The following is a 25,893-nucleotide window of genomic DNA, read 5'->3' on the forward strand; positions in this document are numbered from 1 at the left end:
GTGCCATGGGTAAGCCCGGTGCTTTTCTTGATATCGATCGCGTGACCCACGAGCTGCGCCCCGTGGAGGAGCGCAGCCGCGATTTCGATCCGCTGTACGTGGAGCTCGACGACGATGCGCGCCGTGCCCAGGCGAGCCGCTGCATGATGTGCGGTGTGGCGTTTTGTCAGATGGGCGCGAGCTTTGGCAAGGCACGTCCGAGCGGCTGTCCGCTGCACAACCTGATTCCCGAGTTGAACGAGCTGGTGTACCGCGGCCGTTGGGACGAGGCTGCCGAGCGCCTGTCACTCACCTCGCCCATGCCCGAGTTCACGAGCCGCGTGTGCCCGGCGCTGTGCGAGGCCGCATGCAACCTGGGCTCGGTCGATGGCCAGCCCACGACGATTCATGACAACGAGCGCGCGATCAGCGACCATGAGTGGGCCAACGGCGGTCCGCACCGCTTTGAGCCGGCAGGGGAGGGTGCACCCACGGTTGCCGTGGTGGGTTCCGGTCCCGCTGGTCTGGTGGCAGCATGGGAGCTTGCGCGTCGTGGCGCCCGCGTGACGGTGTTTGAGCGCGACGACCGCCCGGGCGGTCTGCTCATGTACGGCATTCCCAACATGAAGCTCGAGAAGTCCGTGGTCGAGCGTCGCGTGGCGCTCATGCGCGAGCTGGGCATTGTGTTCGAGCTGAGTGCCGACGTGAGCGATTCCAAGGTTACCGCCAAGCTCGACGACTTTGACGCCGTCGTGGTGGCTGCCGGCGCCCGTGCTCCGCGTGGGCTTTCGGCTGCGAACATTGATGCCCCGGGCGTGGTGTATGCCGTGGACTACCTGGCGGCTTCGATCGTCTCGGTGCTCGATGGCGGCGAGCCCGCGGTGAACGCGCGCGGCCTGGACGTTGTGGTCATTGGCGGCGGCGATACCGGTAACGACTGCGTGGGCACCGCGGTACGTCAGGGTGCGCGCAGCGTGCGCCAGTTTGAGTTCTTGCCGGCGGCGCCTGATGCGCGCGCGGCGAGCAACCCCTGGCCGCAGTGGCCCAACGTGAAGAAGACCGATTACGGCCAGCAGGAGGCCATCGCTACCATGGGCGGCGAGATGCGCGCCTGGGGTGTGGATACGCTCGAGGTGCTGTTGGACAAGAAGGGCGCGGCCGCGGGCCTGCGCGTGGTCGATCTGGATTGGTCGGCTGGCAAGCCCGAGCGCATCGCGGGTTCCGAGCACGAGGTGCCGGCCCAGCTGGTGCTCATCGCCTGCGGTTTTACAGGTCCCGAGCATGGCGTGTTCGACGCCGTTGGCGTGCCTGTTGACACCGCTGGTCGTCCGCTGCCGGTGATGGCTGCCGAGGGCTCGCACCTTGCGGCGCGTGTCGACGGCGTCGCCGCGGATGCCGCGCCGGTGTATGTTGCCGGTGACGCTCGCAACGGCAGCTCGCTCGTGGTGAACGCCATGGCCGACGCCCTGGCCTGCGCTGCCGAAGTCGCCGACGCGCTGGAGCTGTAAAGTAGTCATTTAAGAACGTCCCCAATGACTAGTCATTTTTTGTCTAGTCGTTGGGGACACTCTTTGCGACCGATTTGTTCGTTTGTCGACGTACGGGTGTTCATTTGTCGACTTCTTGGGCTGTGGTCACCTGTTGTTTCTGTGGTGGCTGCGGGCATCTGGCTCAAAATGGCGGGTCGGCTGTCTATGTCTACCTGCGGTTTCTTTGCGGTGCGCTCATTCGGTCAAGTGTCCCGTCAAGTGTTTGGTTAGCATCTGGTTTGCAGTCGGAGGTCTATTTTGCCCGCGCTTGCCTCGGTTGCTCGCCCTCCTCGTAAGCTCAAATTGAGGTCCATCAGTTTGAGGAGGATGCCATGACTGACCAAGTTTTTGACCGAGCACAGCTGGCCGAAGCCGTCGGCAACGATATTGCCGACATGGCTCACTTTTGGATGCTGCGGAAGTTTCAATTCCTGGAGCCGGCGCGCGAGCAGTTCGAGATTATCGTCGATCCGTGGCTCAGCTATTGCGAGGAACCTTCTCAAAACGAAATCATGGCCTACAACATGGCGTTTACCGATTGGCTGCTGTTTGAGCGCCCCTATTACCACGGCAAGACGCTGTTGGAACTGTATGTGGACGAGCCGCCAGCGTCAATTTCTCCAGCTTCGCTCGGGCGACTTAAGCGGGTGCGTGACACGCAGTATTTCTCGCGCTTTGGCATTTTGGACAAGGATCCCGCGACTGGCATGGTCGTGCTGAAGGATACGCGCACCGACCGTCGCTTTGACGTCTACGACCCACATATCGTGCAAAAGGAGCACTGGAACGATGGCGCGATTGCGGTGCGACTCGCGTGCGTCGACGATGTATGGCTGACGGCGGGACAGCTCTACCTGTATGACATCGCGCGCCTGAGCGACACGGCGGTTGACGGGCCGGGCGCGGTGCATCCCGAGGACCTAGAGGACGGTTTCGACACCTCGTGCATCAGCTTCTTTTTACGCCTGGTCCGCGACATCATGGGCGCCCAGGGGCGGTACGTGAAGTCGCTCAATATTTACGAGCAGGAATGGGAGTAGGGGATGGGCTGTCGCAGCGCCGCCGCGTGTCTATTTGTCTCGATCTGTAACGTTTAGGGACAAAAAACCGGTCTACCTGTTACAGATCGAGACGAACGCTTGGGTGCCGCTGGTTTGTCTAAATCTGTAACGTTTGGGGGCCTGGAGAACGTCTAACTGTTACAGACCGAGACGTTTGGCACCTGGTTGGGGGAATGTCTCAATCTGTAACATCTACAGGCCCAAATTCGACCTACCTGTTACAGATTGAGACGGAGGGTTGGCGGCTGCCGAAAGATCTCAATCTGTAACAACTAGAGGTTCAAAGACTGTCTTCCTGTTACAGATCAAGACATTTGTCAGCGGAGGCAACGGTGACGATGGTCCATTTGTCCGATGTGGTGGTGATGGAAGTGTCTAATACCGTTCTCAAACACAAGCATACGACTCGCAACACGTTGGCGCGGAACAGGATGCTCGCGCGGCTCACGGAGGCGACCGAGCAAGGTGCGCTGCTCGCAACGCATGACAATACCGAGCTCATGTGGTTGCGACGCCATGTTGGAACCGACGATATCGCGGAGCCCGAGCCGTACCTGTTCTGTTTTAAGCATGATTGGGATGCATTGACGCTGACGGAGCGAGCACTGAGGACTATCAAAGGGCTTGCGGAATTTCATCCCGATTGGGCGTTTTGGGGCTATGACGCGGCGCTTTTGTGGGGTTTGGAGGTGCCGAATGATCTGCTTGGGCCACGATATCTTGTTAAGACGGGTTGCTCGGTGACGTTGAGCGGCGGGTGCAGGTTGTTGCGTCCGCAGATGGCGGGCGCGCTCGAGCGTGTTGATGGCGTGCGGGTGACGTCGTTTTGGCGCACGGTGGAGGATTGCTTACTGCGTGCGCCGTTCTCCTACGGGTTGGCGATTGCCGATTCTGCACTGCGGGCGAAAGGCGTATCACGTTGGGATTTGTGCGAGCGCCTCCGCGCCGATTGCGAGGGCAGGCGAGGGTATCGCAGGGCACAGGTGATTGCGTCGTATGCGGACGGGCTGTCCGAAAACGGCGGCAAGTCTCGGTTCCGAGCGTTCTTTATTGCGTACGGCTTTCCAGTTCCGGAGCTGCAGGTGGAGTTTCGCGACCCGCTCGATTCGAGCCAGGTGTTTCGCGTCGACTATTTTTGGCGGCTCGAGAACGGGACATGTGTCATCGGCGAGCTCGACGGGAAGGGAAAGTATACCCTGCAGGATGGTGGGGATCGGGGGTCGGTCGACCCATTCGTGGCAGAACGTCAACGGGAGTCCCATCTGACAATGCTCGGGCACAAGGTGCTTCGGTTTACGTTTGATGAGCTCAAGAATCCGGGGAAGCTGGTTGAGAAGATGAGGTTGGCGGGTATTCCGCGACGGCCCGATTTGGCTGAGGAGTGGAGACGTCAGTGGTATGGGCGCTGAGAGGTTTTGTCTCGATCTGTAACATCAGGGGGCCCAATAACCCAGTACCTGTTACAGATTGAGACATTTCCCTGGTTTCGCTGGGGTGGGACTGCAACGTATTCCGTCCCCCACATCCCCTCTTCCCTCCGTTAACCGATATGCTCGACTTTAGGTCGCTGCATTAGGTGATAATGGACAAATGTTCATGTTAATCGTGAGGGAGGAGCTCGATATGGCGTCTGCCGATCGTCCCACGTTGTTTATCAATGCGACCGTCTTGGATGGCTCGGAGCATATGGAGCCGCAGCCCGATATGGCCGTGGCCGTCGAGCGTGGCATCATCACCTGGATTGGTCCGAGCGCCGTGGCGCAGGCGCCGGCGGGCGCCGAGGTCATCGACCTGGCAGGGGCGTATCTCATGCCGGGTCTCATCAATATGCATGTGCATCTGTGCGGTTCGGGCAAACCGGTTTCGGCGGGCGATGCGGGCGCGCTGATGAAGAAGCTCGATAATCCCGTGGGGCGCGCCATCGTGCGCCATATCCTCAAGGGCAGCGCTCAGCAGCAGCTGGCAAGCGGCGTGACCACGGTGCGCGGCGCGGGCGACCCGCTGTTTGCCGATCTGGCCGTGCGCGATGCTATCGATGCCGGCAAGTATCAAGGTCCTCGCCTGGTGGCGCCGGGAACGGGCGTCACGGTGCCGGGCGGCCATGGCGCGGGCCTGTTCGCCCAGGTGGCCAACAGTCCCGCCGAGGCAGCCGAACAGGTGCGCGACCTGTATGCGCGCGGTGCCGACGTCATTAAGCTGTTCGTGACGGGCGGCGTGTTCGATGCGACCGAGGTGGGCGAGCCGGGCGTGCTGCGTATGCCGGTGGAGGTTGCCGCGGCGGCATGCAAGGCGGCGCACGATATGGGCCTTCCGGTTATGGCCCATGTCGAGAGTACCGAGGGCGTGAAGGCCGCGCTTGAGGCCGGCGTTGACACGATTGAGCACGGCGCTCCGTTGACGCCCGAAATCTTGGAGCTGTATCGTGGCGCCGCGGGCACACAGCTCGAGGGGCGTGCGCCGAGTGTGACCTGCACTATCAGCCCGGCGCTGCCGTTTGTATTGCTCGACCCGGAAAAGACCCATTCTACCGATACGCAAAAGAAGAACGGCGACATCGTGTGCTCGGGCATCATCGAGAGCGCCCGTGCCGCACTGGAAGCTGGCGTTAAGGTGGGCCTTGGCACGGACTCGAGCTGCCCGTTCGTGACGCAGTACGACATGTGGCGTGAGGTGGCCTATTTTGCCAAGTATGTCGGCGTGGGCAACGCCTTCGCGCTGCATACGGCCACGCAGGTCAATGCCGAGCTACTGGGGTTGGGCGGCGAGACCGGCACAATCGAGTGCGGCAAGGCCGCCGATATCCTGGTGACGCGCAAGAATCCGCTCGATGACCTGCGCGCACTGTGTGAGCCGACGCACGTGATGTGTCGCGGTGATCTGGTGCGCAAGCTCAAGGTGAAGCGTATTCCCGAGGTGGACGCCGAGCTCGACGCGATTATGGCCATGCCTGCCGAGGCGTTGGCCGAGGAGCTTGCCCGCGATGGCGTGGCGTAAGCGCGCGATATGGCGATGCGACAAAGGGACAATCCTTTTGTCATAATCAGAAAAAGCCGAGGTCCCAGTGCGAGGCCTCGGCTTTTATTTGTCCCATGGTATGGCGGCTATGAGCGCGTCTCCATCTTGGCATGGCACTTGGGGCAGGTGACGCGGATCTTGCCTTTGCCCTTGGGAACGGAGAGCATCTGGCCGCAGTTGGGGCACTTGAGATAGGCCGTGGTCTTGCGGCCCTTCCACATCTTCTTGGCTGTGCGCTTGGCACGTTCAAAGTCTTCCTTGCTAGTACCGGCTGCGCGCGAGGCGTTGGCCGCTGCAGCTCCGCCGCCCAAGCTAGCTACAAACTTGCCCAAGCCGGGTACGTTTGCAGTCGCGGCGACAAAGGCCTCGTTCTCCTTGCGACGTGCATCGATATTTTTGGACAGGCCGCGCAGCACGCCAATCACGATTACGGCGATGGCAATCCAGCTGAGCCACTGGATACGAGCCATCGAACCGATCATGGCGATGATAATGCCTGCGAAGCCCATCACGATGGTGAGTTCGTCAGCGCCATTGCGGCCCTTCATAAAGTCATTCATGCAAATTGCCTTTCATTCGATATGCCGCACGCCTTTATACCCGATTTAGAGCAAGGGGGACAGGTTAATCTGCACCAATGTGGTGCAAACGTACCTGTCCCCGGAATACCAAGACGGTGCAAAGAAGTCTGTCCCCAATGCCCCAATTACTTGGAGAGTTTGTCGACGACGCGTTCGATTTCGGCGAGCTTGGCGGCTTTGAGGTCTTCGTCGCCCGATTCGATTGCCGAAGTCACGCAGCCCTCGATATGCGCCTTGAGCACGTCGGCGTTAATGCGCGCGAGGAGCGCCTGTGTGGCCATGAGCTGCGTGGAAATATCGACGCAGTAGCGGTCCTCATCGACCATCCGCAGGATGCCGTCGATCTGACCGCGTGCCGTCTTGAGCATGCGGGTCACCGATTTATGGTCTGCCATCATAGCGGGTCCTCGTTTCTGGTCGATGGGGTCGAATGCTTCTGGTAGCTGCTACGCGGCGGCCACGGACAGGGCGTGGAACTTCTCGCCCGCGGCCTCGACAGCGGCGGCGAGCTGCTCGGCGGTCACGGTGTCGGCGCACTCCACCTGGACGGTCTGGGTCTCGTGATCGGCGTCGGCGTCGGTCACGCCGGCTACGTTGAGCAGCGCCGTCTCGACGGTGGCGTCGCAGTGGCCGCACATGAGGCCGGAAGTCTTGATTGTGAAACGCATGGGTATTCCTCTCTGTTGTGTCGGCTTTCCCAGGCACCCGACCTTGACCTTCAAGCCGTCGCTCGCGTACCAAAGTACGCGTCGCTCCTCTTTCAGGTCAATCTCGGGCACCTGGAAAACCCGTTCTAAATGGACTTAATGGTGATCCTATTTTGCCACTTTGGGCTTAAAGGATTTTAGGCGCAGAGCGTTGCTTACGACACATACGCTCGACAGGCTCATGGCCGCGGCGCCAAACATCGGCGAGAGCTGCCACCCGGTGAGCGGGAAGAACACGCCCGCCGCCAGTGGAATGCCGATGCCGTTGTAGAACAACGCCCAGAACAGGTCCTGCTTGATGTTGCGGATCGTGGCGCGCGAAAGCTCGATGGCGCGGGCGACGTCCATGAGGTCGCTGCGCATGAGTACCACGTCGGCGCCCTCCTTGGCGATGTCGGCGCCGGTGCCGATAGCAAGGCCCACGTCGGCGCGCGCCAGGGCGGGGGAGTCGTTGATGCCGTCGCCCACCATGGCGACCTTACTGCCCGCATCCTGCAGCTCGCGCACGTGGCGCTCCTTGTCGGCGGGAAGCACGTCGGCGATGACCTGCTTGCTGGTCAGTCCCACGCGGCGGGCGATGGCCTCGGCCGTCACGTGGTTGTCGCCGGTGAGCATGCGCACGTCGACGCCAAGCGAGCGCAGTGCGGCGATGGCCCCGGCGCTCGTCTCCTTGACCTCGTCAGCCACGGCAATGGTGCCGGCAAGCTCGCCGTTCTTGGCAAAGAACAGCGGCGTCTTGCCCTCGGCGGCAAATTGTTCGGCAAGACCCGCGGGCACGGTAACGCCCAGCTCGTCCATCAGGCGTACGTTGCCGGCTGCAATGGCGTTTTGCCCCTCGCGCGCCGTAACGCCTCGCCCGGGCACGGCAGTAAAGTCCTCGACCATGCGCGCGACGATCCCGCGTGTCTCACACTCGGCCATAATCGCCTCGGCCAGCGGGTGCTCGCTCGAGCGCTCCAACGCGGCGGCCAACTTGAGCAGCGCCTTTTCGCTCATGGCGGGCGAGCCGTCAGCGCGCGTGGCTACCACGATATCGGTCACGGCAGGCTTGCCGCGGGTGACCGTGCCCGTCTTATCGAGCACCACGGTGCCCACGCTGCGCAGGTTCTCCAGCGCCTCGGCGCTCTTAAACAGAATGCCCATCTCGGCGCCCTTGCCGGTGCCGACCATAATGGCGACGGGCGTGGCCAGGCCCAGCGCGCACGGGCAGCTGATCACCAGCACAGCGACGGCGGAGGTGAGCGCCTCATTCACGTCGCTGGTCAGTGCCATCCACACCACAAAGGTCACGGCCGAGATCACGAATACCACAGGCACGAACACGCCGGCGACCTTGTCGGCCAGTCGAGCAATGGGTGCCTTGGTGGCGTTGGCGTCCTCGACGAGCTGGATAATCTTGGCGAGCGACGTGTCAGCGCCCACACGCGTAGCGCGGAAGGTAAACGATCCGGTGCGGTTGACGGTGGCGGCGTTGACGGTGGCGCCGGCGGTCTTCTCCACGGGGATGGACTCGCCGGTCAGTGCGCTTTCGTCCACGGCCGAAGCGCCCTCGAGTACCACGCCGTCGACAGGGATGGACTCGCCGGGGCGCACACGCAGCACCTGGCCGGGCAGAATGGCATCGACATCGACGGTGGTCTCGGTACCGTCGACGGCCACGACGGTCGCGGTCTTGGGCGCCAGGTCAATGAGCGCCTCGATGGCGCCGCCAGTCTTGGATTTGCTGCGTGTCTCGAGATATTTGCCTACGGTGACGAGCGACAAGATCGTGCCGGCGCTCTCAAAATACAGGTTGTCCATGCTCGTCATCATGGCCTCGTGGACCTGACCCGCGGCTAGCTGGTCGGCCATGATGAACATGGCGTAGAGCGACCAGGCGATGGACGCGGTGGCGCCGACGGCGATGAGAGCGTCCATGGTGGGTGCGCCGTGCGCGAGCGATTTAAACCCGTTGATAAAGTAGGCGTCGTTGACGTAGACGATGGGGATGAGCAGGACGAGCTCGGTGAGCGCGAGCGTCATGCTGTGGGTGTGGTCGGTGAAGATGCCGGGCAGCGGCCAGCCGAGCATGTGCCCCATGCCTATGTAAAACAGCGGGATGAGGAAGATAATCGAGATGATGAGGCGGGTGCGCATGGCGGAGGCGGCGGCCTCCAGCTTTTTGGTGGGCGACTCCATATGGGCGGCGTCGGACCTGGCTTGCGCACTTCCGCTTTGGACAGCGTCGGTGCCCGTGCTGATGGGCGAGGCCGAGTAGCCCGCGCGGTCGACAGCGGTGCAGATGTCGTCGGGGGAGACCTGCGCAGGGTCGTAGTCCACCAGCATAGAGCCGGCGAGCAGATTGACCGCGACGCTTTGGACGCCGTCGAGCTTGCTCACGGCACGGTCCACGTGCGCCTGGCAGGCGGCGCATGTCATGCCGCCCACATCGAACTTATCTTGAGCCATGGCTTCTCCTTTCTGTGGTTCGCTGTTGGAATTGTTAACCTGATGATACTATACACCCATACCCCCTGGGGGTGTCTAGTAGTAGTTGGAATGTATGACTTTTCATTACAGATGAGGGTGGCTGCCCAATCGGCGGTCGTCTTTGCCAAACATCTCAATCTGTAACGTCTGGACCGGTTTTTGAACCATAGCTGTTACAGATTTAGACAAACATTTCAGCCGAAAACTAACGTCTCGATCTGTAACAACTAGACCCCGTTTTACCGAGTATTTGTTACAGATCGAGACAATCTCGGAGCAGATGCCCCGGGCATACAACGTAAAACGCCGGGGCGCCCGCGTGATGGGCGCCCCGGCGCATGCTGGGCAGGGTTTGCGAAGCGGTGGGAGGGAGGAGAAGCCGTCCTCCTGAAATCCTTACTCCTGACGACGCTTCTTGTCGGTCAGGAAGACGCCAGCGGCTACGAGCACGACACCTCCGATGACAAACGTCTCACCGGTGAGCGCAGCATTGTCGCCTGTGGTGGGAAGTGCCGAGTTGGCGGCCGTCTTGGCGTTGCCGGTAGACGGCTTTCCAGCAGCCGGCTTAGCGGCAGCCTGCGTGATCTTGGCCTGCTCGGCCTTCGCTGCCTCTTGCTCCTGGCGGGCGATCTCGTCCTTCAGGGCTTGCTCGGCGGCTACGCGTTTTGCCTTCGCCTCGTTGTAGGCATTGAGCGCTGCGGTGTAGGCGGGCGTCGCAGCATCAAGGTCTGCCTGAGCGGCATCAAGTGCGGCCTTTGCGTTATGTTCTGCCTGCTTGGCGGCGACGCACTTGGCAAAGAGGGCATTGAGCGTATCATTCGCGTTTGCATCAGAGCCAGTAGCAATGCCGTTTTCGACGTTGATGGACTTTAGCTTTCCGAGGGTAGCGACAGCGGCATCCGATGCGGCCTGAGAATTCTCGATCGCCTGTTCGGCGTTCGCGATGGCATCATTTGCCGCACCAAGGGCGACTCCGGCCTCAGTCACTGCTGCGTCGGCGTCCTTCTTGGCCGCCTTGGCCGCGGTAAGATTGTTGGCCGCGTTGCTCAGGGCGTCGGCATGGGCCTTCTTTGAAGCAAAGTCGTTTTTCGCCGTGGTCAGATCGCTCGCAGCGTGCTCCGCGGTCGCCGCCTTGGCCTCGGCGTTGTCCTTCGCGGTGTCGAGGGCCTGCTTCTTGGCAGCCGCGTCGCGCTCCGCCTTTTCGAGAGCACTCTGGGCAGACGTCTGGGCTGCCGTGGCTTCATCAAGCGTTTGATGGGCCTTGTCAGCCTTTTCCTGAGCCGCAGCAACATCGGCAGAATACTTGGCAAGTTCCTTCTTTGCATCTTGCAGAGCCTGCTGCTTTACGAGAGTTTCTGCCTTGGCGTCATCAACCTTCTTCTGACTCTGAGCGGCTTGCTCTTGCGATGCCTTAAGCTCGGCGCGCTTCTGGTTGACGACCTGCTCTGCGGTCGCCACGTTACTTTGGGCGGCTTTGACCTGGTCTTCGGCTTCGGTAACTTTTCCGTTTGCCTTGGCGAGATTCTGCTCTGCTAGGGCAACAGCGGCGGCGGCACTTGCTACGCTGTCGTTCTTGGCGGCAAGGTTGCTGTTCGCGGTATCAACGCCTTCCTGCTTTTGAGCGACGAGGGTCTCAGCTACCTTTACGGCATTGGCTTTCGATGCTGCTGTGCTGCGCTTTTGTTCAAGGTCCGTCTTTGCGGCGGCGAGCTTTTCGCTGGCTTTGGAGAGGCTCAGCTGATACTGATCAAAGAGATTCTCGAGTTCATCGATCGAGTATTCTTTCTCGTACAAACCGTAATTATTGTCGATCTCCAAGACGAACACATACGGCCAAAGGGTTCCGCGCGAGTTGATGCCGTATCCCATGGTTTTGGCGTTAGGTTGTACGATATTCAAATAATGGCCGACGGTGCCAAAACCCACGCCTTGGGCTCCGAATTCGGTACCGTGACTCCAGAAAGTCTTCCAAGCATCTTTGGGGGCAACGTTGCCAAGGCCGGCTTTCGCTGCAGCATCGTCAAATATTTTCTTTTCGCCATCAACCCATTGGTGCGCGATGTTTTCTTTCGTGCTGAAGTTCCAAGCGGCATTTTCAAATCCGGCATAGTCTGAGTGCCCCTTCGTTGCGTCGGAGTAATTGGAATCAGACTGAGCGATTGCCATTTGCTCTGCCGTTACCTTAAGCTCGCTAAGGCCGACGCTTTTGCGATATTCATTAATTTCGCGCAGCTTGCCAAACGAAAGCTTGGCGTTGTCGAGTGACGTGCCGTCTTTTTTATCGCCAATGGTCGTCGGGTTTTTATCGCTCTGCCTATAGATGATGTTTGCAGCGTCGTTGGCACCGATGAACTGGTAGAAGCCGATGACGCTCTGCGCCTCCGCCGTCGTTGCCTTATCGGTTGCCGCCTTGCACGTATCGTATGCTTTCTGTGCATCGATAACGGCTTGATCGGCGGCCGCCTGGTTTGCCTTGGCAGTTTTGAGCGCCTTGTCTGCCTGCTCCTTCTCGGCTTTTGCCTGATCGACTTGTTTCTGAGCGGCCTTTGCTTTCTCCAGTTCGGTAGCATGTGCCTGCTTTGCCGAGGTCAACTCCGATTGCGCCGCATCGGCTTTCGTCTGGGCTGCCGTTACATCATTTTCGGCTGCTGCGACTGTCTGCTTCTTGGCTTCGAGCTCGCTTTCGGCACCGGTGAGGGCGTCCTGCTTGGATGCAACGTCGCTATTTGCCTGAGAAAGGCCTGCTTCGGCAGCCGCCTGCTGCTGCTTCGCCTGGTCGAGTGCGCTTTGGGCAGCATCGACCTTTGCCTGGGCGGCGTCATACTCCGGGCCCTCGGCGCCTGCCTTTGCGGCCGCCAAATCGGCTTGTGCGCTGTCGTACGCTGTCTGTGCCGCAACTAGCTTACCATCCGCGGCGGTCTTTTCCTGCTGAGCGGAAGCCAGCGTGCCTGCCGCCTCGTCGTAAGCGCTCTGCGCGGCGCTCTGAGCCTGCTGGGCATCGGCGAGCGCGGAATCGGCAGCGGCCTTTGCAGCCTTTGCTTGGTCCAGAGCGGCCTGCGCATCTGCGGCAGCCTGCTCGGCGACCTTGATTTCCTCCGGCGTTGCGTTGGCGGCTGCCTTCTGGGCTGCCTCGAGCTTGGCCTGCGCATCAGCTGCCGCCTGCTTTGCGGCATCAAGGACCTTCGACTTGTCCTCGGCGTCGGTCTTGGCTGCATCGAGCTTTCCTTGGGCATCCTTCAGCGTGGCACTGGCGCTGTCGGCCGCCTTGACGCTTTCATCGAGCTGGCGAGCATATTCGGCGCGCGCGGCGGCCTCTGCCTGCGAATTATCGGAGACGGAGGCGTCATAGGTGCTTTGTGCGTTGTCGCGGGCCGCCTGCTTTTCGGTATAGGGGGCAGCCACCGTGTCGTAGTCGGATTTGGCGTCTGCCTCGGCAGCCTTTGCGGCATCGATCGCAGCCTGCAGGTCGGCAATCTTCTGGGCGTTTGCCTTTACTGCGGAGCCTGCCGCCTCGCCGGCGTGGATAGCAAGCGGCGACATGATCGCGTCCTGTGCCGTGGTATCACTTGCATCGTTGGCAAATGCCGAGAACGGCGCGAGCAGCGTCGAGCCAGTCATAGCGATGGTGGTTGCCGCGGTGACGGCGAGTCGTGTTGCCTTGTGGCCCGAGAATGTGGGGCGAGGCTCGGCGCCGCCTGAGACTTTCAAGTGTTTAGGTGCGTACTTTGCCATTTCTTCTCCCAATCGTTGAAGGGGTACCTATGACAATTCGTACGTTACGACCGCCGAAAGGGTTCCTGTTGCGCAACATTGGCAAGGAAATATCGACACACTTGAATCACATTTACGAGGCGAAGTTCTCGGCAAGCTAATGTCTCGTTCTGTAACATCTAGAGAGGTTTTTTGACCCTTTACTGTTACTGATTGAGACGTTGTCTCGCGGGGTTGGGGTTTGTCTCGATCTGTAACATCTAGACCTGTATCTGCCGAGCTAGTGTTACAGATCGAGACATTTGCCGGGGAGGGGTCCCGTCACGGCAAGACGCCCGCTCTCTAGATACAGAATCCGGGGATCACACAGGTTCGTTTGTTTGGCTTGTCCGCAGGCGTTGCGTACGTAAAGACGTCGCCGTCGTGGCCCACGCGGTTTATGTAGAGCGTGCCTTCGGTCTCCGACGTATCGGGGCTCACCGTGCGCTCCCACCAGCAGGTGTCCTTGCCCTTCCACTGGCGAACCAGCATCTCGTTCGTGGTATACGGACTTACCTTGAGCTCGCGGAAGAGCTGATACTCCTTGCCCTCGCCGTTGTAGATGTCTGCCAGGTAGTGATAGTCCTCGGCAAACGAATCGGACGGTTGCGTACCGCACAGCTCGACCATGGCGGGCAGCCAAAGGGTTGCGGGCAACTCGCTCAGGCACGATGCGCTGTTGGCGGCGCCCACATTGTTCGAGACCTTCTTGACCCCTTTAATGAGTGCGCGCAACTCGTTGGGCAGCAGCTTAAGGCCGTCGCCGTTGAGCCATTTCCGCAACTCGCAATCTGCCCAGCCGGCGCTCGGCGGTTCAGCTGCAGCGTTGCGCTCGGCAATACCCGCGTCGAACATAAACGTCAGCCCGGCCTTGCCCGTACCGTCCAGAAGCTCATCGTGACGGATGCCCACAAGCTGCGCGCCGACCTCCAGCCCGTTGGTGAGCGTGACACGCTTGGTGCACGGATAGGGGATATGCCCATCAGCGTCGAGCAGGTGGTAACGCTTGGCAATCTCGCGTGCCTCGCTACGGGTCTCGGCGGCCTTAATCTTGAGCGAAATCTCCTGCAGCTGATCCCAGGTGTAGTCGTCAAGTGAACCGCGGATGCCGTCAAGGTAGTCGGGGATGCCAAAGCCATGGGTTGCCGCCCCGATAACGCTGAGCCCCGCAACGGCTGCGCTAGCGCCGCCGATAATAAAGCGGCGGCGGGTCATGGCATCGTGACGGGCCTGATTCAGGATCTCTCGTGCGCGCTCGCCGGCGACGTCGACCTTAAGGTGCGTGCCAGAATCGATATCAATCGCGGCCTCGTCTCCTGTGCCTTCGCGGCCCTCGGATTCGGCATCGGTGAGGTATGCCGAGAGCACCTCGAGCATCTGCTGCTCGGTGGGACGATCGCACTGCTCGACTGAGAGACCCTTCATGATGATTTGGACGAGCGCTTCATCGCCCTCGCAGCGCGGCTCGAGCGGTGCCGGCTTGGTCTTGGTCTTTACGAGATAGAACGAGCCGGTTGCAGCGGCGTCCGTCGACTCAAAGTCAAACGGTTTGCGACCGCTGTAGAGCTGGTACAAAATGCTCGAAAGCGCATAGACGTCGATTGCCGGCGAACGGCGAAGGGCCGCGATGCCTTCGATATCCTGCGTGAGCATCTCGGGCGCGGCGTATGCGGGCGTGGCAAAGCGCCAGATGTCGGCGCGCCGGGTGATCGTGTCGTCGCCGAGAGCCATGGTCGCGGAGCCCATGTCGATGAGGCAGGGGTCAAAGGAACAATCAGCAATCTGCTGCTCGAGCGTTCGGCTGGTGGTGCGGAACATGATATTGGCAGGCGACAGGTCGCGATGGATGACCGGATTCACGAGGCCTTGGGTCATCAAGAGCGCACGAAGCACGGCGTTTCCGACGGCGGCGACCATCTGGGTGGTCAGCCCGCCCGAGGCGTCGTGCGGAAGCAGGGGCAGCGCCTGCTTGAGTGAGGTGCCCTCGACCCACTCCATGAGGATGAGCGGGTCATCCTCACACGAGCCGTAGCCATAGACGCGCGGAAATCCGCGCAGGTGCGAGACGGTACACAGATGACGGTACTCCTCGAACAGCGCAGCGGTGTTGGCCAGGTGCGCTGCCGATTGCTCGGCGGAGCGGTCGGGGGCTTGGCCGGAAAGGATGGCGTTGTCCTTGAGTAGCTTGACGGCAAAGACCTCGCCGCTCGTGTTGGTCGCGCGCAGCACGTGCCCGATGTTGCCGTTGTTGCGGTGGGCCGTCTGGAGAATAAGCGTCATAAACCGACGCTTGGCGTCGTCCTCGGCGCTGGGGTCGACCGCCACGGCGGTATCGAAAGTATCGAGACGGATGAGTTTGTCGCCATAGGCGCTATCGGTAGTATCCATGGCGTTCCTTTGTCTGGCATGGGTTGCCGCACGTATACGTGAGCAGTGCGGATATCGGTAAAGTACCATGATAGCCGCACTGCCCACGTATACCGCTGTGCATTGTCGTTTACGACGCAGAAGGTAGAAGACGAAAGACGGACGGCGACCGTCTTTCGATCGCCGTCCGCGCTAGTCCACAATGACAAGGAATGTCGTATAGAGACCCAAATGAAGTCTGTCGCTGTTGGCGATTTCCACGGGGGGATAGATCTTGCCGGGCTCGCGTTGGTCGCGCGGCGGCTCAATCACAATATCGCCGTCGCGCGCGCCCGATTCGAGCACCGTGCCGTTGGTCGATCCAAGGCCCTGGGCGTACCAGTGCTCACCCTCAAGCCAAATGCGAAGATGCTCGCGCGATGCGTCGGCGCCCACATCGGTGATGCTGGGCGAGGTTTTGGGCAGAGAACCAATCACGGTGCCGTGCGGATCGCGTGTGAGGGGATGGATTTGCATGTCGGCGCAGTTGTCGGCATGGGTTCTGAGCAGACCGAGGTTGGGGGCGACGGTGCGCGGCTGCTCCAGGCTGCTCATAAAGCCACGTCCGACGGTAGTTTCGGTGGTGCCAAAGTGCTCGCCCGTCTTGCTGTCGCAAAAGCGCTCGACGGTGGCCACGACCTGAACGGGATCGGCGAGCGCCCCCGTTGCCACAAAGAGCATAAGGTAAAGCGTGCTTTTCTCGCGCACGGCATTGCCGTCAAAGTTGTCGATGCGATTGAGGGCATTTGCATATAGGCGGCTGTCCAGCTTGTAACTGGTGAGAGCCGACATCATTTCGTTGGCGGCCGGACCGCGATAGTGCTCGGCGATTGCCCGATAGGCGGACTCGCCGCCGCCGAGCTTGCTGCAGATTGCCGAGGAAAGGTTGAGCGTGGTGACGGTAAAGTCGCTGTAGATGGAGGGCGCGCACTGGTCAGGCTTGCGATGGACGATGTAACGGGTGAGATACGAGCGGTTGGAAGAGCATTTCTCGAGCAGGGTACTGCCGAGATAAGAGTTTCCATTGATAAGCATTCGGGCGATCTCGAGATGTTTAAGACCGCCGAACGAGCGAATATCGTTATAGAGGACCGAGCAAGGCGTCTCTGCTGCCACGGATACCTCCTTTGATTGCTTCCTAGCCAATATGGCGATAGGAATTAATGGCCCCCGGTGGGCGACGTATTAAATGGCCGCGCAATATATAGCGTAACCAAAGCAACATTATAGGCCACATGTTCGAAATTGCAGGAAGCCTGAGAGATTTGGTTTGGACTGGACGGAAATCCCCCTCTGTCTTGATCTATAACAATTAGGACCGATTTTACTCGGTAACTGTTACAGATTGAGACGTTTGTGAACCGTGTCGACCGTTTGTCTCGATCTGTAACACGTAGAGGAAGATTTGCCCTGTAACTGTTACAGATTGAGACAATCAGCCGGGCCCACCTCGTCCGCCTCGTCATCTGTGGTTTACGTGGGGGCATGCGAAGCACGGGTATACTAACCGGCGGCGAATCTGCTCCATCGCTTAGAGCTGCTGCGTCTGGACGGCGCGTGATAGGGCTGCCAAAGCGATCGCCAGCGTGCTGAGCAACGTCCTCTCTGTGCGCACCCGTTTTTGTATGTATTAGCGCACTACCAAGCACGCCCGCGCGGCCGCATGCCGTGCCCATAGCGCGTGCAGATAAGGAACAACAACATATGCGTAATTCTGTATCTGACGTCACGGACGCCGAGATCCTGGACGAGGCCCGCGAGGCTATGACCCAGGCTGCCTTCGATGCCGCCGATGAGGCCAATGCTGCCCAGGCCGTCGAGTCCGCTACCGAGAGCCTGCCCGCCTTTGACGAGCTGGGGCTTTCGGACGAGATACTCCGTGCTATCGAGAACCTGGGCTACACGGCGCCGACGCCCGTGCAGGCCGGCTCGATCCCCGTGGTGCTCGAGGGTCGCGACCTGCTTGCCGCCGCTCAAACCGGCACCGGCAAGACGGCCGCCTTCTTGCTGCCGACCATGAACAATCTGGAGCACATTGCTCCGCCCAAACCCGTGCGCGAGCGCGGCGGCCGCAACCGCCGTCGCGGTGCCAAGAAGCCCGAGGGCAACGGCCGCGGCCCCGTGATGCTCGTCATCACCCCCACGCGCGAGCTCGCCCAGCAGATCGACGAGGTCGCGAGCAAGATCGCCGACGTCACCGGCCATGTCGCCGTGACCGTCGTGGGTGGCGTGAGCTACAAGCCGCAGACCGCGGCACTCAAGTACGGCTGCGATATCCTGGTCGCCACGCCGGGCCGTCTGGTCGACCTGATCGAGCAGGGCGCCTGCCACCTGAACGAGGTCAAGGTGCTGGTACTCGACGAGGCCGACCGCATGCTCGACATGGGCTTTTTGCCCGCCGTCCGCCGCATTGTGCGCGAGACGCCGGCCGAGCGCCAGACGCTGCTGTTCTCGGCGACGCTCGACGAGGAGGCCGTGGGCGAGATCACCGACCTGGTGAGCGATCCGGCTCGCGTGGAGATCGCGCCCGCCACGTCGACCGCCGACACCGTCGACCAGTTTGTGTTCCCGGTGTCCATCGAGGCCAAGAATAACCTGTTGCCCGAGTTCCTCAAGAAGGAGGGCCCGGAGCGCACCATCGTCTTTATGCGCACCAAGCATCGCGCCGACAGCTGCTGCCGTCGTCTGGAGCGTAAGGGCATCAAGGCCGCCGCGATTCATGGCAACCGCAGCCAGGCCCAGCGCGAGCGCGCGCTTTCTGCCTTCCGCGACGGCACCGTCGACGTGCTGGTGGCAACCGATGTTCTCGCCCGCGGCATCGACATTAGCGACGTGCGCTACGTCGTGAACTTTGACGTGCCGGCCGAGCCGACCGACTATATCCACCGCATTGGCCGTACGGGCCGCGCCGGCGAGCTGGGCTGGGCCATTACGTTTGTGACCGAGCAGGACGTCGATGAGTTCTACGAGATCGAGAAGCTCATGGACAAGACGGCCGATATTTACGAAGCCGGCGACCTGCATGTGGGTCCCAACCCGCCTGCGGTTGATCCCGAGCGCGACCCTGCGGCCTTTAAGGTGAAGAAGAAGACTAAGCGCGGCAAGTCCAAGAGCAAGAAGAAGCTTGAGCAGGCGCGTCGCGACGGCAAGCGCAACGGCGACGATTACGGCGATGTTGCCGGTCGTTCCAACCGCGGTCGCGACGAGCGCCGCGGCGACGGCGAGCGTCCGAGCCGTCCCAAGCGCGGCGGCAAGACCCGCGTGCGCGAGGGCGTTCAGGCTCGCGTGGACGAGGCTGTTGAGAGCGTGGCTCGCGAGGTAGCTGCCGAGGAGCGCGGCGGTGCTGGTGCCGCTGAGCAGCCTGCGCGCGGCAACCGTGCCGAGCGTCGTGCCAAGCAGTTCCAGGGCGAGGCACACCGCCGTCGTCGTGAGGACGAGGACCGCGGCGGTCGTCGTCGTGTCGAGCGCGAGGACGAGGGCCACGGTTCGCGCGGTGGCAAGCGCGGTGCGGGCGACCGCCGTCGTTCCGGTCGCGACGGCGAGCGCGGCGGGCGCGATGAGCGCCGTGGCGGCGAGGGCCGTGGTGAGCGCGGTGCCCGCGGTGGCGAGTCCCGTGGCGGCAAGCGCTTTGAAGAGCGCGGTAGCCGCGGCGGCGAGCGTCGCGAGGGTGCTCGCGGCAATGGCGGCCGCGGCGGCGCCGCTCGTTCTAACGAGTCGCGCGATCGTCGTGACCCGCGTGCCAGCCGCGATCGTCGCGATGACTGGCGCAACTACGACGATACCCGCGAGGAGCGTCGCGGCGGCTATCGTGGTGGGCGTGGCGGCAACCAGGCCGGTTCCCGTGGCGGCCGCGCCGGCGGTCGCGATAACCGTGGCAGCTACGGCAACAGCCGTGGCGGCAAGCGCGGCGGCAGCTCCCGTCGCCCCGGCGACGGCGGCGGCAAGCGTAAATAACACACGCATCGCCCGCTAGAGCGAGGTGAACCAAGGGCCCCGAGCAACTACGCTCGGGGCCCTTTTTGTTTGCCGTATCCGATCGCTAGTTCAAATGTGATTTCCTCGGGAATGCATCTAGAGGATGCCGTGGGCCTGTTTCCTACCATGCGGCAATGGGTCCCATGGGGTGCGCCGTGCATTTTTTGGAGTATTCTGCAGTTCGAGTTGTCTGCATATGATTTGACGTCGCCAACGGTGGCTTTCGGATATCCCTAGCGAGCGTTCTGAGTCAGATTTCGTCGTTTTCCGGAGCAGGGGCGCGTCATTCTCGCCATGTCGGAACCCAAAATGACGCAGCGCCCTAAAGGTTTGCCCGCTCGGGGTATTGCTGGCGCGGTCACGTTGCAGAATACTCCGTTTTTTGCACGGGCCAGGATGGGGTACCTCGGGAGAACACGGCGGTATCCCGTAAATATATACAATCTGTACCGTAATTTATACAAAACGAAGAGGCAGACAGCGTAGGGTGGGTGCATTGGGGTGCTTGGTGCATCAAAACGGGGACCCCACGTGCCGTATACTCTGGCTGGATGTGAAAGCGGCTTGACGCGTTGCCAGGCGTAGGGGAGGGTGCCTCGATGAGCGTATTCGAAATTGTGTTTAGTCCGACGGGTGGAACGCAGAAGGTGTCTGGCCTTGTGGCCGGGGCACTGGACAAGAATACCGTTACCGTCGATCTGACCGTTAGCGGGCTAGATTTCAGCGCTGTCTCGATGACCGAGGACGACGTGGCCGTAATCTCTGTGCCGGCGTATGCCGGTAGAATCCCGGCTGTGGTGGCTGACCGGTTGGGCATGGTGCGCGGCAACGGGGCTCGGGCTGTTTTGGTTTGCGTATACGGAAACCGCGCGTTTGAGGACACGCTCGTAGAGCTGGAGGACGTTGCGAAGCATGCGGGATTCCGGGTGATCGCGGCAGTTGCAGCCATTGCAGAACATTCCATTGCACGACAGTTTGCTGCCGGTCGTCCGGATGCGCAGGATACGGCGCAGCTCGCAGAGTTTGCGCAGCAAATTCAGCAAAAGCTGTTGGCTGAGGATACATCCGAGCCCTCTATTCCCGGCAATCGTCCTTATAAACAAGCCGAAGGTCACCGCATGGCACCCGAGGCAACAGGGGATTGTGTCTCCTGCGGTGCATGCGCCGCGGCGTGCCCCGTTTGTGCTATCGACAAGGGTGACCCCAAACGAGCAGCTGGCGAGGCGTGCATCTCCTGCATGCGCTGCATTGCCGTATGTCCGCGAGGCGCTCGTAAGCTTGATCCCAACAAGCTATCCGCTGTTTCCCAGATGCTGAGCAAGGTTTGCGTCGCGCGGAAGGAATGCGAGCTCTTCATCTAGCGCAAGTGAGATTGGTGCAAACAAACCTGGCCCTTTTGCACCAAAAACGATCCGTTTTCCTCCGTTCCCAAGGGATCATGTGATCCGAAGGGGACGGAGGAAAACGGATCAAAAAGGAAAAATAGTAAGGCGCTCTTTTTCACATTGAATATTGCAATTTGGTAACGCGTTTTATCAAATATGGCATTTATCTGCGGTAATGTTCTATTTCACCGCTGAGGACGACGTTTCATACCGCCTGCCGAACCGTGTTGCTGCCAAACAACTTTATAGGTCAGTGTGTTGCGTGTAGCAATTTCGCCCGGCCTCGCCTCCGGGCTGCCATGTGAGAGGGGATCTTATGGCTCGACTGCATGTAATGGAACGCAGCCACGCTCAGGCCGTCATGGACGACCTGCACGATGCGCTCGGACGTCGTCTGGCGGTGAGTTCGCTCGCTCCGTGTCCCGTTGAGTTTACGGCAGCGCTCGTCAACCTGTGCTCCACCCAGAGCTGCGGCAAGTGCACGCCCTGCCGCGTGGGCCTGAGCGCGCTGAGCGACCTGCTCGCCGATGTGCTCGAAGGGCGCGCCGATGAGTCCACGCTCAACCTTATTGAGCGCACGGCCCGCACCATCTACCTTTCGAGCGACTGCGCCATCGGCTACGAGGCCGGCGCCATGGCGCTCACGGCCATTCGCGGCTTCCGCGACGACTTTGAGCACCACATTCGTGAGCACTCCTGCGGCTTTGACCGCGAGGCCCGTGTCCCGTGCGTCTCAGGCTGCCCGGCGCACGTCGACATTCCCGGGTACATTTCGCTCGTTGAGGCCGGCCGCTATGCCGATGCCGTCAAGGTCATCCGCAAGAACAATCCGCTTCCGCTCGTCTGCGGCCTGGTGTGCGAGCATCCCTGCGAGATGCACTGTCGCCGTGGCATGGTCGACGACCCCATGAACATCCTTGCCCTCAAGCGGTTTGCCGTTGAGCATAGCGACCTCAACGACCACAAGCCACATGTAGTGGACAACACTGGTAAGCGCGTCGCCGTGATCGGCGGCGGTCCGGCCGGTCTTTCTTGCGCCTACTACCTGGCCGTGATGGGCCACAAGGTGACCATTTTTGAGCAGCGCCACCACCTGGGTGGCATGCTGCGCTACGGAATCCCCAGCTATCGTCTGCCACGCGAGCGCCTGCAGGCCGAGATCGACTGGATCATGAGCGCCGGCATCGATGTGGAACTCGACCACTCCGTGAACGGCGAGGAGCTCGCCCGTCTACGCGACGAGTTCGATGCCGTCTACCTAGCCATCGGTGCCCACAGCGACAAGAAGCTCGGCCTTCCGGGCGAAGAGGCGCCCGGCGTTGAGTCGGCCGTCAAGATGCTGCGCGCCATCGGTGATGACGAGCTGCCCGACCTAAGCGGCCAGCGCGTGTGCGTCATCGGCGGCGGCAACGTTGCCATGGACGTGGCACGCTCTGCCGTGCGCTGCGGTGCCGAAAAGGTAAGCATCGTCTACCGCCGTCGCATCTGCGATATGACGGCCCAGGATGCCGAGATCGCCGGTGCCCAGGCCGAGGGCTGCGAAGTGCTGGAGCTGACAGCCCCGCTCGCCATCGAGACGGGCGAGGACGGTCGCGTGAACGGCCTGCGCGTGCAGCCGCAGATTATCGGCGAGCCCCGCCGCGGTCGTCCGGCTCCGCGTGCCGCCGCCACGCCCGAGCACGTCATCCCCTGCGCGCGCGTGTTCGTCGCCATTGGCCAGGACATCGATTCCAAGCCGTTTGAGGAGATGGGCATTGCCTGCAAGTGGGGCTGCGTCGTCACCGATTCGGATGGCGCCGTGCCCAACTTCGATGGCCTCTTTAGCGGCGGCGACTGCCAGACCGGCCCCGCTACCGTCATCCGCGCCATCAATGCCGGCCGCGTGGCTTCGGCAAACATCGACCGCTATCTGGGCTTCGACCACAAGATCAAGCTCGACGTGGAGCTGCCGACCGTCCAGTTTAAGGGCAAGCACGAGTGCGGCCGCTGCGAGCTGGGCGAGCGCGAGGCCGGCGAGCGCATTCACGATTGGAATCTGGTCGAGCAGGGTCTCACCGAGCAGGAGGCGCGCCAGGAGGCGAGCCGCTGCCTGCGCTGCGACCACTTTGGCTTTGGCGCGTTCCGCGGAGGGAGGAACCTGGAATGGTAGAGCCCAACAAAACCACCGTCAGCGACAACACCGAAAACGGAGCGCACAATATGGTCAAGCTTACTATCGATAATTGCGAGGTCGTGGTTCCCGAGCACACCACGATCCTGGACGCAGCCAAGTCCGTCGGCATTCAGATTCCTACCCTGTGCTACCTGCGCGATCTAAACGAGATCGGCGGTTGCCGCGTGTGCGTGGTCGAGGTTGAGGGCTGCGACCAGCTGGTTGCCGCCTGCAACAACTACGTGCTCGACGGCATGGTGGTCCACACCAACAGCCCCAAGGCGCGCGAAGCCCGTCGCACCAACGTGCAGCTGCTGCTGTCCCAGCACGATTCGCAGTGCACGAGCTGCGTGCGCAGCGGCAACTGCAACCTGCAGACCATCGCCAATGACCTGGGCATTTTCTATCTGCCGTATCAAAGGCATTTGACGGGCGAGGGCTGGGATTTCGATTTTCCCATCATCCGCGAAAACGACAAGTGCATCAAATGCATGCGCTGCATTAAGGTGTGCGAGAGCGTACAGGGCCTAGGGATCTGGGACCTGACCAACCGCGCCACGCATACCGCCGTGGGTACCCGCGGGCGCGTGCCAATCGGCAAGACCGATTGCGTCGCGTGCGGCCAGTGCATTACGCATTGTCCGACGGGCGCACTGCGCGAGCGCGACGATACCGAGACCGTGTTCGATGCTCTCGCCGATCCCGACAAGATCGTGCTGGTGCAGATTGCGCCGGCCGTGCGCAGCGCTTGGGGCGAGGAGCTCGGCATTCCGCGCGAGGCGGCCACCGTCGAGCGCCTGGCGTGTGCGCTGCGTCGCGTGGGCTTTGAGTACGTGTTCGATACCGATTTCTCGGCCGACCTCACCATTATGGAGGAGGGCTCCGAGCTGCTCGAGCGCCTGGGCGCCGCCGCCAAGGGCGATGGTGACAGCCGCGGCTTGCCCATGTTTACGAGCTGCTGCCCGGGTTGGGTGCGCTTTGTGAAGGCCCGCTATCCGGAGTTTGTTGACAGCCTGTCTACGTCCAAGTCGCCGCAGCAGATGTTCGGCGCCATCGCCAAGACCTACTATGCCAAAGTGCTGGGCGTGGAGCCCGAGCGTCTGTTTGTGGTGTCCGTGATGCCGTGCACGGCCAAGAAGGCCGAGTGCGCGCTGCCGAGCATGGTGGGCGAGGACGGCACGCCCGATGTGGACGTTGCGCTGACGGTGCGCGAGATGGTGCGCATGATCCGCGCGAGCCACGTGAGCGTGGATACGCTGGTTGAGGAGCCGCTCGATACGCCGCTGGGCTTTGGCACGGGCGCGGGTGTGATCTTTGGCGCCACGGGCGGCGTGATGGAGGCCGCCGTGCGCTCGGCCTATTACCTGGTGACGGGCAAGAACCCCGACGCCGACTTCTTTACCGATGTGCGCGGCCTGGACGGCTGGAAGGAAGCCGTCGCCGATATCGATGGTACCAAGGCGCGCGTCGCCGTGGCGCACGGGCTGGGCAACGCCGCCCGCCTGCTCGATGCGATTCGCGACGGCCGTGTGAGCTATGACTTCGTCGAGGTCATGGCGTGCCCGGGCGGCTGCGTCGGTGGCGGTGGTCAGCCGATCCATGACGGTTGCGAGCTGGCTGCCGAGCGTGGCCAGGTGCTGTGGGGCCTGGATGCGAAGGCGGACATTCGCTTTTCGCACGAGAATCCCGATGTTCAGGCATGCTATCGCGAGTTCTTGGGCGCGCCACTCTCGCCGCTGGCCGAGGAGCTGCTACATACCGACCATCACGCCTGGTCGATGCCCAACGAGGGGGCGTGCTAGCAATGCGCGCGTTTGATGTTGAGATGTCGCGCCGGGGGTTTGCCTCGGTGCTCGCCGCGGGCGCCCTGTCGCTTGCGCTCGCGGGCTGTGGCGGCGGGGCTGCCGGTGCCGGGTCCGCCGCGGGCTCGGCTGCCGGGTCTGCTGCGGGCAGTTCTGCTGTCGAGCCGGTCGAGGTGCACGTCGCCTCGCTCAAGGGGCCGACGTCGATCGGTCTGGTGCAGTTTATGGACCAGGCTACCGATGGCGAGACGGACAATGAGTTCGACTTTGCGATCAACACCGCCGCCGACGAGATTGTGCCCAAGGTCATTCAGGGCGATGTCGACATTGCCCTGGTGCCCGCCAACGTGGCGAGCGTTCTCTACAACAAGACCGAGGGCGCGGTGCGGGTCATCGACATCAACACGCTGGGCGTGCTGAACGTTGTGACGGGCGATGCGGGCGTGACCTCGTTTAGCGATCTGGCGGGTCGCACCGTCTACATGACGGGCAAGGGCACCACGCCGGAGTACGTCATGAACTACCTGCTGGAGCGCGCGGGCCTGACAGGCCAGGTGGCGCTTGAGTTTAAGAGCGAGCCCACTGAGGTGCTCTCGGCCCTGCTTGCCGACCCGTCCGCCGTGGGCGTGCTGCCCGAGCCGTTCAAGACCGCTGCCATCGCAAAGAGCGAAGGCAAGCTGTCGGCACCGGTGAGCCTGACCGATGTGTGGGATGAGCTGGCGGGTGACACGGGCTCTCGTTTGCTGACGGGCGTGACCGTGGTGCGCCGGGTCTTTGCCGAGGAGCATCCCGAGGCCGTGGCGGAATTCTTGAGCCGCCACGCGGCGAGTGTGAAGGCCGTCAATGCGGCGCCGGCAGACTGGGCGCAGGCCGTGGTCGATGCGGGCATCGTGGATAACGCCACGATTGCCGAAAAGGCGATTCCCGGATGCATGCTCGTGTACCGGACGGGGAAGGATATGAAGGCGGCGCTCGGTGGGTACCTGCAGGTGCTGGCCGATGCGGACGCGAGCGCCGTGGGCGGCAAGCTCCCGGCTGATGATTTCTACTACATGGAGTAGCCCGTGCGTGCGTTTGCTCGA

Annotated in this window: 16 protein-coding genes; 9 read left to right on the plus strand and 7 right to left on the minus strand. The window is 61.8% G+C overall.

The features are described 5' to 3' along the window. Positions 1-5 precede the first annotated feature (5 nt). From ABHT90_RS05500 to ABHT90_RS05515, 4 genes are all read left to right on the plus strand, one after another. Positions 6-1,487 carry a glutamate synthase subunit beta gene (locus tag ABHT90_RS05500; RefSeq protein ID WP_346981879.1) on the plus strand — a complete coding sequence of 494 codons (1,482 nt, stop codon included), beginning with the start codon at positions 6-8 and terminating at the stop codon, positions 1,485-1,487. 353 nt (positions 1,488-1,840) lie between these two features. Further along, the gene (locus ABHT90_RS05505; protein ID WP_346981880.1) at positions 1,841-2,548 is read left to right on the plus strand and encodes a hypothetical protein; all 708 of its coding nucleotides are present in this window, start codon (positions 1,841-1,843) and stop codon (positions 2,546-2,548) included. A gap of 353 nt (positions 2,549-2,901) precedes the next feature. Continuing rightward, positions 2,902-3,978 carry a hypothetical protein gene (locus tag ABHT90_RS05510; RefSeq protein WP_346981881.1) on the plus strand — a complete coding sequence of 359 codons (1,077 nt, stop codon included), beginning with the start codon at positions 2,902-2,904 and terminating at the stop codon, positions 3,976-3,978. Between the two features lie 187 nt (positions 3,979-4,165). Continuing rightward, positions 4,166-5,563, plus strand: coding sequence for an amidohydrolase family protein (locus ABHT90_RS05515; RefSeq protein ID WP_346981882.1), 1,398 nt, complete (start codon positions 4,166-4,168; stop codon positions 5,561-5,563). A gap of 107 nt (positions 5,564-5,670) precedes the next feature. On the opposite strand, the gene ABHT90_RS05520 is transcribed toward ABHT90_RS05515, so the two are convergent. From ABHT90_RS05520 to ABHT90_RS05550, 7 genes are all read right to left on the minus strand, one after another. After that, entirely contained in the window at positions 5,671-6,144 is a 474-nt protein-coding gene (locus ABHT90_RS05520; protein WP_035137389.1) for a hypothetical protein, read from the minus strand. 146 nt (positions 6,145-6,290) lie between these two features. Beyond that, positions 6,291-6,560, minus strand: a complete 270-nt coding sequence (locus tag ABHT90_RS05525) for a metal-sensing transcriptional repressor (RefSeq protein ID WP_229066831.1) — start codon at positions 6,558-6,560, stop codon at positions 6,291-6,293. Positions 6,561-6,611: 51 nt separating this feature from the next. Next, entirely contained in the window at positions 6,612-6,833 is a 222-nt protein-coding gene (locus ABHT90_RS05530; RefSeq protein WP_035137387.1) for a heavy-metal-associated domain-containing protein, read from the minus strand. 147 nt (positions 6,834-6,980) lie between these two features. Then, a complete protein-coding gene (locus tag ABHT90_RS05535; RefSeq protein ID WP_346981883.1) occupies positions 6,981-9,320 on the minus strand; it encodes a heavy metal translocating P-type ATPase in 2,340 nt (779 codons plus the stop codon). A 417-nt stretch (positions 9,321-9,737) separates the two neighbouring features. Continuing rightward, positions 9,738-13,073, minus strand: a complete 3,336-nt coding sequence (locus ABHT90_RS05540; protein ID WP_346981884.1) for a CAP domain-containing protein — start codon at positions 13,071-13,073, stop codon at positions 9,738-9,740. 321 nt (positions 13,074-13,394) lie between these two features. After that, complete coding sequence (locus ABHT90_RS05545) at positions 13,395-15,479, minus strand: protein kinase domain-containing protein (RefSeq protein WP_346981885.1); 2,085 nt, start codon at positions 15,477-15,479, stop codon at positions 13,395-13,397. Between the two features lie 171 nt (positions 15,480-15,650). Beyond that, positions 15,651-16,613: an FHA domain-containing protein gene (locus ABHT90_RS05550; RefSeq protein WP_346981886.1), complete on the minus strand. Its 963-nt coding sequence runs from the start codon at positions 16,611-16,613 to the stop codon at positions 15,651-15,653. Between the two features lie 588 nt (positions 16,614-17,201). On the opposite strand from ABHT90_RS05550, the gene ABHT90_RS05555 reads away from it, so the two are divergent. The 5 genes from ABHT90_RS05555 to ABHT90_RS05575 all read left to right on the plus strand — a co-directional run bounded on the left by ABHT90_RS05555 (position 17,202) and on the right by ABHT90_RS05575 (position 25,872). After that, on the plus strand, positions 17,202-19,451 hold the full coding sequence (locus tag ABHT90_RS05555) for a DEAD/DEAH box helicase (protein WP_346981887.1): 2,250 nt from the start codon (positions 17,202-17,204) through the stop codon (positions 19,449-19,451). Between the two features lie 620 nt (positions 19,452-20,071). Beyond that, positions 20,072-20,833: a 4Fe-4S dicluster domain-containing protein gene (locus ABHT90_RS05560; RefSeq protein ID WP_346981888.1), complete on the plus strand. Its 762-nt coding sequence runs from the start codon at positions 20,072-20,074 to the stop codon at positions 20,831-20,833. 340 nt (positions 20,834-21,173) lie between these two features. Continuing rightward, complete coding sequence (locus ABHT90_RS05565; RefSeq protein WP_346981889.1) at positions 21,174-23,006, plus strand: NAD(P)-binding protein; 1,833 nt, start codon at positions 21,174-21,176, stop codon at positions 23,004-23,006. Next, the gene (locus ABHT90_RS05570) at positions 23,000-24,811 is read left to right on the plus strand and encodes a [FeFe] hydrogenase, group A (protein ID WP_346981890.1); all 1,812 of its coding nucleotides are present in this window, start codon (positions 23,000-23,002) and stop codon (positions 24,809-24,811) included. Before ABHT90_RS05565 ends, ABHT90_RS05570 begins: the two co-directional genes overlap by 7 nt. Before the next feature lie 2 nt (positions 24,812-24,813). Beyond that, entirely contained in the window at positions 24,814-25,872 is a 1,059-nt protein-coding gene (locus tag ABHT90_RS05575) for an ABC transporter substrate-binding protein (RefSeq protein ID WP_346981891.1), read from the plus strand. Positions 25,873-25,893: the final 21 nt, after the last annotated feature.

Origin of the sequence: Collinsella aerofaciens (assembly GCF_039758815.1) — a bacterium.
Classification (GTDB): Bacteria; Actinomycetota; Coriobacteriia; order Coriobacteriales; family Coriobacteriaceae; genus Collinsella; species Collinsella aerofaciens_BP.